General features: G+C 60.8%; 14 protein-coding genes. 3 read left to right on the top strand and 11 right to left on the bottom strand.

Annotation, left to right across the window (positions count from 1 at the left end; translation table 11 throughout):
* Positions 1 to 224 precede the first annotated feature (224 nt).
* The 4 genes from V9T28_RS11300 to V9T28_RS11285 all read right to left on the bottom strand — a co-directional run bounded on the left by V9T28_RS11300 (position 225) and on the right by V9T28_RS11285 (position 5924).
* A complete protein-coding gene (locus V9T28_RS11300; RefSeq protein ID WP_116399052.1) occupies positions 225 to 2384 on the bottom strand; it encodes a xanthine dehydrogenase family protein molybdopterin-binding subunit in 2160 nt (719 codons plus the stop codon).
* 27 nt (positions 2385 to 2411) lie between these two features.
* Complete coding sequence (locus V9T28_RS11295) at positions 2412 to 2867, bottom strand: (2Fe-2S)-binding protein (RefSeq protein ID WP_116399051.1); 456 nt, start codon at positions 2865 to 2867, stop codon at positions 2412 to 2414.
* 176 nt (positions 2868 to 3043) lie between these two features.
* Positions 3044 to 4264 (bottom strand): MFS transporter, encoded by a 1221-nt coding sequence (locus tag V9T28_RS11290; RefSeq protein WP_116399050.1) that lies wholly within the window; start codon positions 4262 to 4264, stop codon positions 3044 to 3046.
* 169 nt (positions 4265 to 4433) lie between these two features.
* Complete coding sequence (locus tag V9T28_RS11285) at positions 4434 to 5924, bottom strand: DEAD/DEAH box helicase (RefSeq protein ID WP_116399049.1); 1491 nt, start codon at positions 5922 to 5924, stop codon at positions 4434 to 4436.
* 268 nt (positions 5925 to 6192) lie between these two features.
* On the opposite strand from V9T28_RS11285, the gene V9T28_RS11280 reads away from it, so the two are divergent.
* On the top strand, positions 6193 to 6495 hold the full coding sequence (locus V9T28_RS11280) for a DUF1127 domain-containing protein (RefSeq protein WP_116399048.1): 303 nt from the start codon (positions 6193 to 6195) through the stop codon (positions 6493 to 6495).
* Between the two features lie 90 nt (positions 6496 to 6585).
* Here the strand turns inward: V9T28_RS11280 and V9T28_RS11275 are convergent, their stop codons facing one another.
* Complete coding sequence (locus V9T28_RS11275; protein WP_158554698.1) at positions 6586 to 7455, bottom strand: LysR family transcriptional regulator; 870 nt, start codon at positions 7453 to 7455, stop codon at positions 6586 to 6588.
* A 162-nt stretch (positions 7456 to 7617) separates the two neighbouring features.
* On the opposite strand from V9T28_RS11275, the gene V9T28_RS11270 reads away from it, so the two are divergent.
* Positions 7618 to 7917 (top strand): DUF1127 domain-containing protein, encoded by a 300-nt coding sequence (locus tag V9T28_RS11270; protein ID WP_158554697.1) that lies wholly within the window; start codon positions 7618 to 7620, stop codon positions 7915 to 7917.
* 25 nt (positions 7918 to 7942) lie between these two features.
* Here the strand turns inward: V9T28_RS11270 and V9T28_RS11265 are convergent, their stop codons facing one another.
* From V9T28_RS11265 to V9T28_RS11245, 5 genes are all read right to left on the bottom strand, one after another.
* Positions 7943 to 8485: a cytochrome b gene (locus tag V9T28_RS11265; protein ID WP_116399045.1), complete on the bottom strand. Its 543-nt coding sequence runs from the start codon at positions 8483 to 8485 to the stop codon at positions 7943 to 7945.
* A 104-nt stretch (positions 8486 to 8589) separates the two neighbouring features.
* On the bottom strand, positions 8590 to 10620 hold the full coding sequence (gene parE, locus V9T28_RS11260; protein WP_116399044.1) for a DNA topoisomerase IV subunit B: 2031 nt from the start codon (positions 10618 to 10620) through the stop codon (positions 8590 to 8592).
* A 169-nt stretch (positions 10621 to 10789) separates the two neighbouring features.
* Positions 10790 to 12091 (bottom strand): nicotinate phosphoribosyltransferase, encoded by a 1302-nt coding sequence (gene pncB / locus V9T28_RS11255; protein WP_116399043.1) that lies wholly within the window; start codon positions 12089 to 12091, stop codon positions 10790 to 10792.
* A gap of 21 nt (positions 12092 to 12112) precedes the next feature.
* Positions 12113 to 12520: a VOC family protein gene (locus V9T28_RS11250; protein ID WP_116399042.1), complete on the bottom strand. Its 408-nt coding sequence runs from the start codon at positions 12518 to 12520 to the stop codon at positions 12113 to 12115.
* Between the two features lie 108 nt (positions 12521 to 12628).
* Positions 12629 to 14023 carry a lipopolysaccharide biosynthesis protein gene (locus tag V9T28_RS11245; protein ID WP_158554696.1) on the bottom strand — a complete coding sequence of 465 codons (1395 nt, stop codon included), beginning with the start codon at positions 14021 to 14023 and terminating at the stop codon, positions 12629 to 12631.
* A 392-nt stretch (positions 14024 to 14415) separates the two neighbouring features.
* On the opposite strand from V9T28_RS11245, the gene V9T28_RS11240 reads away from it, so the two are divergent.
* Complete coding sequence (locus tag V9T28_RS11240; protein WP_158554695.1) at positions 14416 to 15393, top strand: glycosyltransferase family 2 protein; 978 nt, start codon at positions 14416 to 14418, stop codon at positions 15391 to 15393.
* 2 nt (positions 15394 to 15395) lie between these two features.
* Here V9T28_RS11240 and trmFO read toward each other — a convergent pair whose 3' ends face one another.
* On the bottom strand, positions 15396 to 16829 hold the full coding sequence (gene trmFO, locus V9T28_RS11235) for a methylenetetrahydrofolate--tRNA-(uracil(54)-C(5))-methyltransferase (FADH(2)-oxidizing) TrmFO (protein ID WP_116399039.1): 1434 nt from the start codon (positions 16827 to 16829) through the stop codon (positions 15396 to 15398).
* Positions 16830 to 16965 lie beyond the last annotated feature (136 nt).

Raw genomic sequence — 16965 nt, 5'->3', positions numbered from 1 at the left:
CCGAAATGATTAGGCTGGAAAGCTTGCCCCCACGCGTTCACGCACCTCCTTCAGCGCTCTAACGTGACTTACGCCTTTCTTCCGCAAGGCGTTGTAAGGAGATCTTGGCGGACGGCCAGTCAATCTGGCGCAATCGGCCATGCGCTATATCGAGCGGTTGGAAGGTGCGCTGGACTGATCACATCCTTCGCTTCTCCCGCCGCGAGCGGTGGGAGAAGGGGAGACTAAACACCCAAATTCTGGTTCTTGATCGGCAGGCTGCGGATGCGTTTGCCTGTGGCGGCGAAGATCGCATTTGCCACGGCGGGCGCGATGGGCGGGGTGCCGGGTTCGCCGATACCGCCCCATTTGCTGCCACCCGACAGGACGAGATGGGTTTCGATGGCAGGCGAATCCGCCATGCGGACCATTTGGTAATCGTCGAAATTGCCTTGCTTGACCGCGCCATCGCCGATGGTGATTTCGCCATAGAGCGCGGCCGTCAGGCCATAGATGACCGCGCTTTCGATCTGCCTCTCCACGGTGGCCGGATTGACGACGTGGCCGCAATCGACCGCGGCGACCACGCGCTCGACCTTGATGTCGCCGCTCTTCGACACATTCACTTGCGCGACTTCGCCCACGATCGTGCCGAAGGATTCGTGAACGGCGATGCCGCGCGCCGAGCCTTGCGGCAGCTTTGTGCCCCAATCGGATTTCTGCGCGAGCGTGTCCAGCACCGCAAGAAAATCGGGCCGATGGCTGAGGAGGGCGCGGCGGTAAAGATAGGGGTCCTTGCCGGCCGCATAGGCGAGTTCGTCGATGAAGCTTTCCATCGCAAAGGCGTTCTGCGACGAGCCGACCGAGCGCCAGAACATCACCGGGACATGGGTATTCTTCAGCGCGCAATCGACCCGCAGCGCATCGCATTGGTAGGGCGTGTTGGCGAGCCCTTCGATAGCGGAGTTTTCGATGCCGTTCTCGACCTTACCCCAACCGAGCGAGCGCGTGATCGAGCCAACCGCGGTGCGCAGGTCCATTGCAACCGGCATACCGTCGGCGTTCAGGCCGGCACGGAAGCGCAGGGCCGCTTGCGGGCGATACCGGTCATGGCGGATATCGACCTCGCGCGTCCAGATCAGCTTGACTGGCTTGCGCATAGCTTTGGACACTTGCACGGCCTGGCGCAATTCATCGTTGACCGCGCGCCGGCCGAAGCCGCCGCCGAGATAACAGGTATGGACGAAGACGTTTTCCGCCGCGACGCCGCCGACGTCGGCGGCAAGTTGCAACGAGGCGTCAGGGTTCTGCGTGCCCATCCAGACGTCGATCCGGTCCGGTGTCCAATGCACGGTGGCATTGAGCGGCTCCATCGTCGCATGCGCGAGGTGCGGCACTTCGTAAACGGCTTCCACTTTCTTGAGCGCCGCATTCAATCCGGCTGCGACGTCGCCCGTGTTTTTCGCGGTCGCGGCGGGGCCGTCGAGTGCGGCGAGATAATCCTTGCGGAACTCTTCACTCGAGGTCTTGGCCGCCGCGCCTTCGTCCCATTCGACGGAGAGTGCGAGCGCCGCCTCCTTGGCGCGCCAGAAATTGTCGGCGACCACAGCGAGCCCGCCATCAACCGGCACGACGGCGAGAACGCCGCGCCGCTTTTTGACCGCCGCTTCATCGAAACTCTTCACCGTGCCGCCAAAGACCGGGCATGCGGTGACAGCGGCATAGACCATGTCGGGCAGGCGTGTATCGATACCGAACATCGCTTCGCCGGTTACTTTTACCGGCACGTCGAGCCGGTTCTGCGCCGTTCCGATCAGTTTGAATTGATCCGGCGTTTTGATTTTCGGCTCCCGCGGGAGCCGAATTTTCGCGGCGTCGCCGGAGAGTTCGGCATAGGGCAGGCTGCGATTGGACGCCTGATGGATCACCATGCCGTCCCGTGCGACGCACTCGCTTGGAGCTGCGCCGAACTTTTGTGCTGCCGCTGCAATCAGCCGTTCGCGCGCCGAGGCGCCGGCCTGTTGCAGGAACTCGCGCGACCGACGGACTGCACCGCTGCCGCCGGTGCCCATGCGATTGTAGGGCGTGCCGGTGAGGTTGCGGTTGGCGGAGGCAAATTCCGGTTTCACCTTGGTCCAGTCGCAGTGCAATTCTTCCGCGACGATCATCGGCAGCGCCGTGAAAATGCCTTCGCCCATTTCCGATTGCGCGACGCGAATGAGGATCGTGCCATCGGGCTCAATCACGACCCAGGCGTTGACCTCTTGCGCTTCCGGGCTTTCGGGGCTCCAGGGCTTGCCAGCGATCGGCAAAGCTTTGAGAGGCGAGACGCCGACTGCGAGACCGCCTGCAAATGACAAGCATGCGACGACAAAGGAACGGCGATTGAAAACGGGTGCGTTCATGGCTCGGCTCCTGTTCAGACCCTGGCCCTAGATTTTCATCAATTCGGCGGCGCGATGGATCGCCGTCCGGATCCGCGGATAGGTACCGCAGCGGCAAATGTTCGTGATCTCGTTGTCGATATCGGCATCGGTCGGATTGGGATTCGAACTGAGGAGCGCCGCGACCGCCATGATCTGCCCGGATTGGCAGTAGCCGCATTGCGGCACGTCGTGTTCGATCCAGGCCTGCTGCACCGCGTGCAACTTGTCTGTCTTCAAGCCTTCGATCGTCGTGATTTTATGACCGGCCACATCGCTGACCGCGACCGAGCAGGAGCGGGTCGCGACCCCATCGATATGCACCGTACAGGCGCCGCACTGGGCAATCCCGCAGCCGAATTTCGTGCCGGTCAGACCGATTTCGTCACGCAAAGCCCAGAGCAAGGGCATCTCAGGTTCGATGTCGAGCGCGTGATCCTGGCCATTGACGGAAAGAACAATCATCATTGTCTCCATCGTCTGGGAGCGCCGGGACGCATATCGTCTATGGACGCATAGCTATACTAGCCCGGAGCGTCGCCGCCTGGCCACCTAAAAGACATTAAATTCCAGCAATTTACAAAGAGGCGATGGGATAAGGCCGCATCACCTCTCTTGCATCGCAGCCATTCGTTTTTCAACTAGCTCACGCGCGCTTGTTTCAGATTCGGCAGGAACATGGCGAGCAGGCCGATCGCGGGCAGGAACGAACAGACCTGATAGACATATTCGATGCTGGTGCGGTCCGCCAGATCGCCAAGGATGGCGGCGCCGATGCCGCCGAGGCCGAAGGTGAGACCGAAGAACAGGCCGGCGATCAGCCCGACCTTGGTCGGCACCAATTCCTGGGCATAAACCACGATCGCCGAGAAGGCCGACGACAGGATCAATCCGATCAGTACGCTGAGCACGCCGGTCCAAAACAGGTTGGCATAGGGCAGGGCGAGCGTGAACGGGAGAACACCGAGGATCGAGAACCAGATCACGAACTTCCGGCCGACCCGGTCACCGAAGGGGCCGCCAAACAACGTGCCGGTCGCAACCGCCGCGAGGAAGATGAACAGCATGACCTGGGCATGCTGGGTCGGCACGCCGAAGCGATGGATGAGGTAGAAGGTGTAGTAGCTCGACATGCTGGCCATATAGAGCGCCTTGGAGAACACCAACACACCGAGCAGCACGAGCAGCCACGGAATATGGTGCTTCGGCACGATATGGGTTGCGAGTCGCGCGACTTTCTTGGCGGCGTGCACCGCGCGGTGCCTCGCGTACCAGGTGCTGATCCAGCTCAAGAGGCCGATAGCGGTCAGCGCCACTGCCGAGAACCAGATGATCGAATGTTGGCCGTGCGGCAGCACGATATAGGCGGCCAGCAACGGACCCAGCGCCGTCCCGCCATAGCCGCCGACCTGAAACAGGGACTGCGCCAGACCGTGCCGCCCGCCGGACGCCATGCGGGCGACGCGCGAGGCCTCGGGGTGGAAGATCGCCGATCCGAGGCCGATGAGCGACACGGACAGCAAAATACTCGCGAAGCTGCTCGAATAGGACAGAGTGACGAGCCCGATCAGCGTCGAGCACATACCGATCGGTAGCGAATAGGGCTTCGGGTATTTATCCGTATAGAGCCCCACGACCGGCTGCAGCAGTGACGCCGTGCCTTGGAAGGCGAGCGTGATCAGGCCGATCTGGCCGTAATCCAGCGCGTAGGAATCCTTGAGGATCGGATAGATGGCCGGGATGAGCGATTGGATGATGTCGTTGAGGCAGTGCGATACGCTGATGGCCACAAGCACTGCGAGCACTGTCTGCGTCGCCGCCCGCTGGGCATGGGCAATATTCGTCTCATTCACCGCGCTCATGGGAAATCATCCGTGTTTTCAGCGGGCGAACAATGCGAGCACAAAAGTGCTGCGACAAGTGACAAGCTTGCATGTCAGGCGTGCGGTGGCCGGACAAAGAGGGCGCCGCTTTCCTTCTCCGGTAGCTTCGCTGCGGGAGAAGGAATCCGCGGGGAAAGGCTTCGCGCTTTTATTCCTCAGCCACAGTCTTGGCTGATGCGAGGCGCACCGGGCGCAGCAGGAATGACGGGATGTGATCGGTAAACCCGACGGGCGGACCATCATCGCGATCGTGATCGCGGCGCGGGCGCCGCTCGTGCCGCGGCGTCGGCGGGGAAAGATCGCGGCGCTCGAAACTCTGCTCCGGTTGCATGTTGCGCGGCTGCTGCGCCGGACGGCGCGCCGCCTCGTCCGCCTCGCGGGCGGCGAAATGGTCGCGCCGGGTGCGCGATTCTTCCGTACGGTCGCGGTCATGACTGCGATTGCGGCCGGTGGTGCCGCGGCTTTCCTTGCGGTCACGCGCCGGGCGGTCACCGACCCGGCTCTTATGCTCCCCGGTCAGCGGGCCGCCGACCCAATCGACCTTCTTCTGGATCAGTTTTTCGATTTCGTCGACATATTTGGCATCGTCCGGCGTAACCAGCGTATAGGCGGTGCCGCTACGGCCCGCGCGTCCGGTGCGCCCGATACGATGGACGTAATCTTCCGCATGGGTCGGCACGTCGAAATTGTAGATGTGGGTGACATCGGGGATATCGAGGCCACGGGCCGCGACATCCGAACAAACCAGCACATTCACGTCGCCATTCTTGAAAGCATCGAGAGATGCCATGCGCGCCGTTTGATCCATGTCGCCGTGCAACGCGCCGGCGGAAAAGCCGTGCTTGACCAGCGACTGATGCAGCACCGCGACATCACGCTTGCGATTGCAGAAGACGATGCCGTTCTTGAAATCGACCGCGTCGCGGATGAGGCCGCGCAATGTGTCGCGCTTCAGATAGCCGCCGGAGGTTGCGACCAGCCCTTGTGTGATCGTGCTGGCGGTGGACGCGGGGCGGGCGACCTCGATCCGGATCGGGTTCGACAGGAACTGCTCGGTCAGCCGGGTGATTTCCGGCGGCATGGTCGCCGAAAAGAACAGGGTCTGGCGCGTGAACGGCACCAGCTTGCAGATCTTCTCGATGTCAGGGATGAAGCCCATGTCGAGCATCCGGTCCGCCTCGTCGATGACGAGAATGTCGATCCCGTTCAACAGCAACTTGCCGCGCTCGAAGAAATCGAGCAGGCGGCCCGGCGTCGCGATGAGCACATCGGCGCCGCGCATGATCTTGGCTTCCTGGTCGCCAAAGGAGACGCCGCCGATGAGCAAGGCCACGTTCAGTTTGTGCTGGGCGCCGTATTTGACGAAGCTTTCCTCGACCTGGGCCGCGAGTTCGCGGGTCGGCTCAAGGATCAAGGTGCGCGGCATCCGGGCCCGGGCGCGGCCTTGTTCGAGTTTCGAGAGCATGGGCAGGGTGAAAGCGGCGGTCTTGCCGGTGCCTGTCTGCGCAATGCCGAGCACGTCCCGGCCGTTCAATGCATGGGGGATAGCCTGGGCCTGGATCGGCGTGGGGTTCGTGTAGCCAGATGCTTCGACGGCCTGCAGAACCTTTTCGCTCAGACCTAATTCCTGAAATGTCATTCGATAATCCTGGTGGCGGCTGGCGCATAAGACTTAGGCGGCCACCGCTTTGGCGTGTCGTTGAACCGATCTTCTCGGCAATAAGGCGAAGGGCGCACGCAAGCCTCTTTCGCACCGCAACAGCCATAGTGCTTTTTCGTGCTGAGTCAATGAAAATGCGCAGAAATTCGGCCTTCACGAGCAATTTGCATGCCAGAACCCTGGAAACATCGAGGCATCGCGATAGGTTCTCAGAAGGAGGGGAACAGCTTAATCGGAGGATCGTTCCATGAACACTGGCCCTTTCTTTCGCGATCAGACTGAAAATGCGCCCGAATCCCAGGGCGAGAGCCATAGCCTTGGCGCCACGTTGAAGCGGATCATTCTCTGGCCGGTTCACGCCATCAACGCGCAACACCAGGCTGCCGAACTCGAAAAACTGTCCGAGCATGAGTTGCAGGATATTGGTTTGACCCATCAGGACGTCGCCGGCACGCATGGGGCAGGGCTGGGCGCGGAGTCCGCCGACGGCGTCTTTGACGAGCGCCATGACCGGCTACCAGGGCGGCGCGACATCGACAAATTGCAGTAGCTTGGCCCGTCACACAGAGCGGCCGTTGAAGATGATGCCCCGCCAACATCTCAAACGGCCGCTTCGGCCTGCCGAAGGGGGAAAATGGTGTTAAGCCGCGACGCTTCGCATTTTGATGTCGAGGCGAACGGTTGAGCGGATGACTTCGGCCAGGGCCTGTGCTTCGGGAGTTGGGGCCGGACCATGCAACAGGCCCGTGCGCGACCCAGCAAGGGCCGGCAAACCCTCGGCCTCGCCAAGAATATGCATGTCGTTCGGTACGAGACCGCGCGGCAGAACCGACAGCGCGTGGCCCGCACGCACCAGCGGCGCCACACCGGAATAGCTGTTGGACACCAACACGAAACGATAGGCGAGCCCATTTTGTTGCAGGGCCCGTTCGACCTGCCTGCGCCATGCGCATGTCACGGTGCCGAGCGCCAAAGGCAGGGGCGCCGTCAGATTCAGCGCCTTCGAGCCGGCAATCCAGACCAACGGTTCTTCGCGCAGGATTTCTGCGTCCGGAACATCGTCGCACGCGGTCAGAATGGAAAGGTCCAGCTCATGCGCCCGGGTGCGCTCGGCAATGAGCGTCGAGCCGCCGTCGCATTTCGCCGAAACCTCGACGAGCGGATAATGCTGACGGAAACGTGTCAGGATGTCGGCTATAAACGCCTCGGCATATTCTTCGACGATACCGAGGCGGACGCGGCCGACGAGGCCGCGCCGCGAAATGGAGGCGAGGGCGGAGGCCTCAATCTGCAGCATGTGCCGCGCGTAGTCGATCAGTTTCTCCCCGTCGGTCGACAGCCGAACACCGCGGCCCTGCTTGACGAAGAGCTCGCACTGTAACTGTTCCTCAAGCCGCCGGATGTGCATCGAGACAGCAGATTGGGTCTTGTTCACCCGTGCCGCCGCCTTGGTGAAACTGCCGGTATCGACAATCGCGAGAAAGGATTTGAGCTGGTCGGTGTCGAGCATCGGAGATCCAATCGATCTGAATATGCGATTAATCATCGCACAAACATTCGTTGGACGCATCAATTATTTTGCCTAATTATCTTTTCATCAACTCAACAAACCCCATTCCCCAGCACTGCGGACACCCGCCAGTGAGAGGAATTTTGTCTGATGGAGCCTATTATGAGTGCAACCACTTGCGATCGTTCCGTCGCTCATTTCTCGGGACAGAAGAAGCATAAGCGTCCTGGCCTGGATCTGTTTTGGTACATTGTTCTTTGGCCGTCGCGGGTCGCGGCGGCGCGCCGGACGATGCGGCACCTTGCCGCCATGTCCGACTATGAACTGCGCGATATTGGCCTTGGCCGCTACGACGTGCTGAATGCGGCCTCCGGCCGGCTCGACGAGGACCCGACGATCCGCCTTGCCGGCGAAATGCAGGAGCGGCGGAAGGCGCCGCGCGGCAATCTCGGCCGAGTTTAACGTCTCCGCCTTGGTGCCGGATCGGTCAGATTGACCGGCCCGGCACCATGCGGCCGAATATGCCGTCCCGCTTCACCAGACGGTGCCAGAGCGCCATTGCAACGTGCAGGCAAACGGCGCCAATCAGAATATAGGCGCCGATTTGATGAAGGCCGTGCATGCTGCGGCCAAACGCGCGGTCCGGCGTCATCAGTGGCGGAATCTGAAACAAGCTGAAATCCACAGGCTGGCCGCGCGGAAAGAAGGTCAGGGCGCCAAGGGCCGGAACGGCGAAAATCAACACATAGAGCACCAGATGCCCGGGGCCGGACAATTTGCGAATGATCGCATCAATGGTTGCAGGCAAATCCGGTGGCCGGTGGGTCAAGCGCCAGACAATGCGGCCGACCGCCAGGACCAGGACCGCCAGACCCAGGCAATTGTGGATGTTGACCCAGACGAGCTTGGTCTCGCGATCCATCAAATCGAACAGCAGGCCGATGACGGCAACTGCGGTAATCAAAGCCGCCATGAGCCAGTGAAGGGTCATGGCGACGGCATCGTATTTTGAACTCGGCGTTTCAGCCACGAGTGATCTCCAAGCAGGGGAAGCTACTTTATAGTCACTCTAAACTACCCAATATGGGTTTTGTGAGGCAAGTTAAAGTCTGGTCATGCGCGGGCGGCGTGTCATCAGATATCGACCAGGTCGCTGGCGAAGGCCGCGCGTTCCTGGATGAAGGCGAAACGCATTTCGGGCTTGTTGCCCATGAGCCGTTCGACGGAATCGGCTGCCGCATCGCGGTCCTCCTGCGCAATCACGACTTTCAGGAGCTGCCGCTTGCGCGGATCCATGGTCGTTTCCTTCAATTGCGGGGCAGTCATCTCGCCAAGGCCTTTAAAACGGCTCACCTCCACCTTGCCCTTGCCGGTCAGGACGGTGCGCATCAACTCCTCGCGGTGCCGCTCGTCGCGCGCATAGACCGATTTTGTGCCCTGCGTCAGTTTGAACAGCGGGGGCACGGCGAGATAAAGATGGCCGTGATCGATGAGCTTCGGCATCTGGCGGTAGAAGAAGGTGATCAGCAACGAGGCGATATGGGCGCCGTCCACGTCCGCGTCGGTCATGATGATGACGCGGCCGTAGCGCAGATCAGTTTCGCGGTAATGCGTGCCGGTACCGCAGCCCAAAGCCTGAATAAGATCAGCGAGTTGCTGGTTTTGGTTCAACTTGTCCCTGGTCGCGTTGGCAACGTTGAGGATCTTGCCGCGCAAAGGCAGGATCGCCTGGCTCATCCGGTCGCGCGCCTGCTTCGCCGAGCCGCCTGCAGAATCGCCCTCAACGATAAATATTTCAGAGTCGTGGGTTGAATTGTTCGAGCAGTCCGCGAGCTTTCCTGGCAGGCGCAGCTTGCGTGTCGCGGTCTTGCGGGCGACGTCCTTTTCGGCTCGCCGGCGCAACCGTTCCTCGGCTCGCTCCACAGCCCAATCGAGCAGCTTCGTGGCTTGCGACGGGGATGCCGCCAGCCAATGGTCGAAGGCGTCGCGCACCGTATTGCCGACAAGGCGCGAAGCTTCGACCGTCATCAGCCGGCTCTTGTTCTGGCCCTGGAATTCCGGCTCGCGGATGAAAATGGCGATCATGCCCGCCGCCGTCACCATGACGTCGTCGGTCGTGACCGCGCTCGCGCGCTTGGCTTGGCCGATGCGCTCGGCGTGATCCTTGAGCCCGCTCAGCAAAGCGGTGCGGAAGCCCGCTTCATGGGTGCCGCCGTCCGGCGTCGGAATGGTGTTGCAATAGGAATTGACGAAACCGTCGTCGCCGGCGAGCCAGGCGACCGCCCATTCGAGCGAACCGTGGCCGCCTTGTCTGCTCACCTTGCCGGTGAACATTTGATCGGCAACCAGGTCCTTGCCTTCGATTTCCTGGGTCAGATAATCCTTCAGGCCGCCGGGAAAATGAAATACCGCCTCAGCGGGAACATTCGTCCCTTCGACCAAGGCAGGCGCGCATTTCCAGCGGATCTCGACGCCGCCGAAAAGATAGGCCTTCGAGCGCGACATTTTGAAAATGCGGGCGGGCTTGAAGCGGCAGCCTTTGCCGAAGATTTCCTCGTCCGGCTTCATTCGCACCCGCGTGCCGCGCTTGTTGGCGACCCGGCCTACGGTCTGCAGCTTGGTGACCGCATGGCCGCGTTCGAACGCCTGGCGGTAATGGGTCTGGTCCTTCCAGACATCGACTTCCAGCCGCTCGCTCAGCGCGTTGCACACCGACACGCCAACGCCGTGCAGACCGCCGGAGGTCTGGTAGGCACCGGAATCGAACTTGCCGCCCGCGTGGAGCACCGTCATCGCCACTTCGAGGCCGGTCTTGTCGGGATATTTCGGATGCGGATCGACCGGGAAGCCGCGGCCATTGTCCGTGACTGACAGCCAGCCATCCTCTTCCATGATCACTTCGATCCAATTGGCGTGGCCGGCCACGGCTTCGTCCATGGAATTGTCGATCACTTCGGCAAAGAGGTGGTGCATCGCTGCTTCGTCGGTGCCGCCGATATACATGCCGGGACGGCGCCGCACCGGCTCGAGCCCCTCCAAAACCTCGATCGAGGCGGAGGTATAGCCGGCCTTTTCCTGCGCTGCGGGTTTCTTCGCCTCGGCTGCGGCTTTCGCCGGCGCAACCTTGCGTGCCGCACCCCCGAAAAGATCACTATTACTCGCCATATCGCATCCTGGTTCGTTTGATCGCAACGATTCGTGTCTCTTGCTTATATGGCATAAATCTGTCCGGGAGGTGAACGGACCGAAAACATTCTTCACAAGATAAAGGGGCGAGCTGCCCCAATCCAGGCTGCGCGCACGGGTGCCGACGGAGCCACGGAGCTGAACCGGCTTAGACGGTCACTTCGCGCGAGGCTTTGCCCTCATAACCGAAGACGTGCTGATAGCGCTCGATCTCCGCCTGGCTCCCCGTCGCCTTGGCCAGATTGTCGGAGAGCTTGATGGCCGGCCGGCCGTTCACCTCGGTGATCTTGCACACCAGCGAAATCGAGTCGAGCAGCGGCGCGGCATGGGAGGCACAGCCGCGGAAATCATTGGTCAGATTGGTGCCCCAGCCGTAGCTCACCCGCATGCGATGCGCGAAGGCGGCATGCGCCTCCTCGATCGTATCGATATCGAGACCGTCGGAGAAAATGACCAATTTCTCCTTTGGATTGCGGCCGCGCTGTTCGTACCACCGGTAGATTTCTTCGCCAGCCTCCATAGGTGGTTTGGAATCGGGGCGGAAGCCCGTCCAATCCGCGACCCAATCCGGCGCGTTGGCGAGGAAGGGGGCGGTGCCGAACGTGTCAGGCAGGACGATGAGCAGATTGCCGTTGTAATAGTCCCGCCACATCTCGAGCACTTTGTAAGGACTCGCACGCAGCGCGTCGTCATCGTCGCAGAGCGCGGCCTGCACCATCGGCAGCTCATGCGCATTGGTGCCGACCGATTCCAGATCGTTGTTCATCGCCAGTAGCACGTTGGACGTGCCGACGAAGGCGTCGCCGAGCCCTTCCTTCATCGCCTCGACGCACCATTGCTGCCACAGAAAGCTGTGCCGGCGCCGGGTGCCGAAATCGGAAATCTTCAAGCCCGGCAGATGCCGCAGCCGTTCGATCTTGTCCCACAGTTTCGCCTTGGCGCGCGCATAGAGAATGTCGAGCTCGAACCGGCCCATCTGTTTGGTCGCGGCGCGCGATTTCAATTCGTTGATGATCGAGAGCGCCGGAATTTCCCACATGGTCGCCTCGGCCCAGGTGGCGTCGAAGCGCAAGACATAATCGCCGTTCTCGAGACGCAGATCGTAATCGGGCAGCCGGAAATCCTCGAGCCAGGCGAGGAAATCCGGTTTGAAGATCTGCTTCTGGCCGTAAAACGTGTTGCCGGCGAGCCAGATCAGCTCCTTCTTGGTGAAGCGCAGGGTCCGGGCGTGGTCGAGCTGCTCCCGCAATTCCCGTTCGTCGATTACCTTGGCGAGCTTGATGCGCTTGGATCGGTTGATGACGGTAAACGTTGTCTGGACCGACGCATGCCGGTCGTGAATCGGCTGCAGCATGAGGATCTTGTAAAAATCCGTGTCGAATAGGCTGCGGACGATCGGATCGAGCTTCCAAGTGCGGTCATAGACCCGTTTGGCGATGTCGATGTTCATTCGGGTCCAGTCGCTTCCTTGTTACTGCTTGACTTCGCAGTTGATCATCCAGCCGACGCCGAATTTGTCGGTGAACATGCCGAAATGTGCGCCCCAAAAGGTCTTGGCCATGGGCATCCGAACGGTGCCGCCGTTGGAGAGAGAGGCGAAGAGCTTTTCGGCTTGCGCAAGGTCGGTCATGCCAAGCGAAATGGAAAATCCCCTATGGCCTTCGTCTGCTTCCGGCGTGTCGGCTGCCATGAAGGCGATGCCGTCTCCTTCGAAACGCGCATGCATGATCTTGTCGCCCCAGTTCGGCGGCATCTGCATGTCGGCCGGCCCTTGCGACCAAGTCATCGTCATCCCGGCTTTGCCGAGGCCGGCTGCTTCGTAGAAGGCAAGGGCTTCGGCACAATTGCCATGATAAAAAACGTAAGGATTGAGTTCCATGCTCTCCTCCCGCGTAGCTATCAGGTGTAACCCCTCAGCTCCCAGACGTTTAGATACAAAGCATGGGCGATCAATAAAATCTAGGCGGTCTGTGTGCGGGGCAGACCCTCACGAAGCGGCGGTGGCCGCGACGTTCAGGGCCTGCAGACCGTTCATCAATTGGCGGCGCTGGAGGAGGCCGCTGGCGCCGACCGCGCTGACGCCGATGAGGCCAGCGATGAAGAGTTCATGCCATTCGCTGAGCGCAGCGGTCCGGACAACGAGTTCGAACAGGAGGATTGCGACGGCAGTGATCGCCAGCGGGGAGACGAGGCTTTGCGCGTATTGCCGCGGCGAGCATTCGATCTGCGGCAGCATGAGATGCATCGCCCGCGGTATATAGAGCATAACCACGACGTCATAGGCGATCGCGATCCACCAGATGCCGAACCAGACAGATGCCAGCAGCGCCGTCATCCACAACACACCGAATTCGAAGGTCGTCCGCATCGCAATGTCGGATCTCCCCACCACCCACATGGTGGTGCCGCCGAGCGCGGTGACCGCCTGCAATGCGCCGGCCGGCGCCACAAGCATGAAGAGTTCGGCCGAGGCTTCCCATTTAGCGGACAGCATCAGGTCGAACACCGGCTTGTAGGCTGCGGCGACCATGCCCATGATCGGGAAGATCAGCAGTGCCACCGAACGGGTGAGAAGGAGAAACGTCTCACGGATCGCGTCGGTCCGATCTTTGATCTTGCTCAAATGCGCGTACATCACATATTGCAGCGGCCCGGTGATGATCATCGATGGCAGGCGAACGAATTGGAAGGCCATGGAATAGAGGCCGACGGGGGTCGATCCCAAAGCCTTGCCGATCACCAAATTGTCCATCTGACGGCTGAAGAAGCCGAGGAAATTGACGCCGAGGACATCGCGCCCGAACAGCACATGTTCCTTGGCATGGGGCCAGGAAAACACCCAGCGCGGGTAAAAGGACGAAAAACTGAACACCAGGATGAGGCGCGCGGCAAAAAAGGCAAGCTGTTGGCCGACCAAGGCCCAGGCGCCCGCGCCATGCAGCGCCATGACCACCGCCGTGCCGATGCCGGTCAAAGTGGCGGCGACTTCGGTGCCGGCGATGAGTTGAAATCTCTGGCTTAGCTGCAGCGCCGCGCTCGGAATGCTCGTCATGCCCTGCGCGCAGACGACAAGGGCAAGGGCCATGACGATCGGGCCGAGGCGCGGTTCATTCAGGAATATGGCCGCAACGAAAGCGAGTCCCGCCATGGCGATGCCGGCGCAAAAACCCATGCCCGAGGAGATCCAGAAGCAAGTGGACCAGGCCTTGTGGTCATCCGCCGAATGCCGCACGAGCGACGTGCCGACCCCTGCGTCGGCCAGCATCATGGCGAAAAACATAAACGGCGAGGCCAATCCAATGAGGCCGTAATCCGCCGGCGACAAGAGCCGCGACAGAATCGGAACAGCGAAGAATTGCGCAAACAAGCGCAGTACGTTCACCGCTGATATAGCCCCTGTATTCAAGACAAAACGGCGCATTGACACACGGACACCTATCAGCCAAAGAGATTATAGATCAGGAACATAAATTACTATTCCATATAGACTTAACGGCGCTGTGGTCAGGATATTCGCCAACTCGCGACAGCGATGTGATCCAGCGCACTTAAATAGCCTCGAAGACACCGATAAATCGGTCACCGGAGTTCTAATTGTTTTGCAGCAAATCGAAATAATCCTTTCGGTTGATTGGAGTTCCGGTGAGCGCAACTTCTTTTGATTATGGATTTATGAGTCTCATGCGTGCACCAGGAAATCCAGGCCGACACCTCAGCTTAGTGCGCTCCGCGAGCCGAATTGAGGGGGCTCCGTCGCCAGCCGCGGAAGTGACGGTGATCATCGCCGCCTACAATTCGGCCGGAACGATTGCGCGGGCCATCGAATCAGCGCTGGCCGAGCCCGAAACGGCGGAACTCGTGGTCGTGGACGACGGCTCGAGCGACGACACGATCGGGCAGGCGCAAAGGGCCGACGATGGCAGCGGGCGGATGAAGATATTGGCCCAGCCGGTCAACCGCGGCCCTTCGGTCGCGCGCAACAGGGCTTTGCAGAATTCCACCGCGCCATGGATCGCGATTCTCGACGCAGACGACTTTTTTCTGCCGGGACGGCTGAAAAGCCTGCTGCACTATGCCGACAAAGCCGATTTCATCGCCGATAACCTCTTGCAGGTGGATGAGCAGGCGCGCGATGGCGAAGGCAGTCCGTTGCTCCATACGATCGAACCGCCCCGCTTCGTGGATTTCCAGCAATTCGTTCTCGCCAATATTTCCGGCGGCAAACGCGAGCGGGCCGAATACGGCATTCTGAAACCGCTGATCCGGCGCAGCTTTCTGATGGATCACGCGCTTGCCTATCGCGAAAACATGCGGCTCGGCGAGGATTACGAACTTTACGCCCGCGCGCTGGCGCTTGGCGGTGCGTTTCTTCTGGTTTCGGACCAACAAAAATATGTGTCGGTCATTCGCACGGCGTCGCTCTCCGGCCGCCATACCGAACACGATTTGGAGCAATTGCGGGACTGCGACGATGCCTTGGCTGAGATCCCCGGCTTGAGCGCGAGGGACAAGGCCATTTTGCGCAAGCATCAGTTGAGCATTCAGTGCCGCCTTCAGTGGCGGCTGTTTCTGCAGGCCGCCAAGGTCCGGGATTTGAAGGGCATGGTCCTGCCCTTCATCCATCCGTTTCCGGTGCCGATGTATCTTGCGGGCCTGGCGGGCAAACAGATTCTGCGAGAGCCCTGGCGCCTGTTCAAACATGTGGTCTTGGGGCGTCCGACACCCCAGCGCGCGGCCGCCAAAGCCCGCTGACGTCAGCCAACGGCGGCGATCGGCACGCCGTTCGATTGCATCCACTGTGCAAGATCGGCTTTCGCCCGGTCAGTTAGGGCTTTCTTTTTCGCGATTGCCTTTTCCAGCCCTTTAAGCCGCTTGCCGTCAGGGCCTTTCGGCGAAATTTCGAGCGGCGGAAACAGGCCGAAATTCACGTTCATGGGCTGGAAGGAGGGAGGACCTTGATCGATCGCCTCGATATGGCCGCCGGTGATATGGTTGATCAGTGCGCCCATAGCGGTCGTTGCCGGCGGCAGGGCGAAGACTTCGCCTCTGTGTTCTGCCGCCGCCATCCGGCCTGCGACGAGGCCGATCGCCGCGCTTTCCACATAGCCCTCGCAACCGGTGATCTGCCCGGCAAAGCGCAGTCGCGATTGCGCCTTGAGGCGCAGACGCTCATCCAATACTTTGGGTGAGTTGAGGAACGTGTTGCGGTGCAATCCGCCCAAACGGGCAAATTCGGCATGTTCGAGACCGGGGATCATGCGGAACAGGGCGACCTGCTCGCCATATTTCAACTTCGTTTGGAACCCGACCATATTGTAGAGCGTGCCGAGCGCATTGTCCTGGCGGAGCTGAACGATGCCATACGGCTTGACGGTCGGGTCGTGCTTGTTGGTGAGGCCGACCGGCTTCATCGGCCCGTGCCGCAGGGTCTCGCGGCCGCGTTCGGCCATGACCTCGATCGGCAGGCAGCCGTTGAAATAGGGCGTGCCTTCCCATTCCTTAAAACCGGATTTGTCGCTGGCAATCAGCGCTTCGACAAACGCGTGGTATTGCTCGCGTGACAAGGGGCAATTGATGTAGTCGGCGCCGTTGCCGCCGGGGCCGACCTTGTCGTACCGCGACTGGAACCAGGCCTTGTCCATGTCGATCGAGTCGCGATGGACGATGGGCGCGATGGCGTCGAAGAAAGCGAGTTCCTTCTCGCCGGTCAGGCCCTGGATGGCGGTGGCGAGGGCCGGGGAGGTCAGGGGACCTGTCGAGATAATGACATTATCCCAATCGTTTGGCGGAAGTCCCGCAAGTTCTTCGCGAACGATCTGGACCAGCGGATGGGCGGCGAGTTGAGCGCTGACGCGCTGGGAGAAGCCCTCGCGGTCGACCGCCAAAGCGCCGCCGGCGGGAACCTGATGGGCGTCCGCCGATGCCATGATCAGCGAGCCGAGCGCGCGCATTTCGTAGTGGATGAGGCCGACCGCATTCTGCTCGGAATCGTCGGACCGGAACGAATTGGAGCAGACGAGTTCGGCAAGACCGTCGGTTTTGTGCGCGGGTGTCGATTGCACGCCGCGCATTTCATGTAGCACGACGGGCACGCCAGCCGATGCGATCTGCCATGCCGCCTCTGATCCGGCGAGGCCGCCGCCGACCACGTGAACGGGGGCGGGGGACGGCGATGTCTGCTTGGCCACGGGAACGCTCCACTCTATCTTTGTTATTTTGACTATTTTGAAATTTAGGTCTCTCTAAAGCGTTTTGGGACGTAAAGGAACGTCAAACCAGCCCCTTCAAACAGCTTAACAAAAATGGTAAAGGGTTTTTTCACCA

Origin of the sequence: Methylovirgula sp. 4M-Z18 (genome assembly GCF_037890675.1) — a bacterium.
GTDB lineage: Bacteria > Pseudomonadota > Alphaproteobacteria > Rhizobiales > Beijerinckiaceae > 4M-Z18.
Note: the sequence above shows the minus strand (reverse complement) of the source record. Positions and strands in the feature narration are given on the sequence as shown.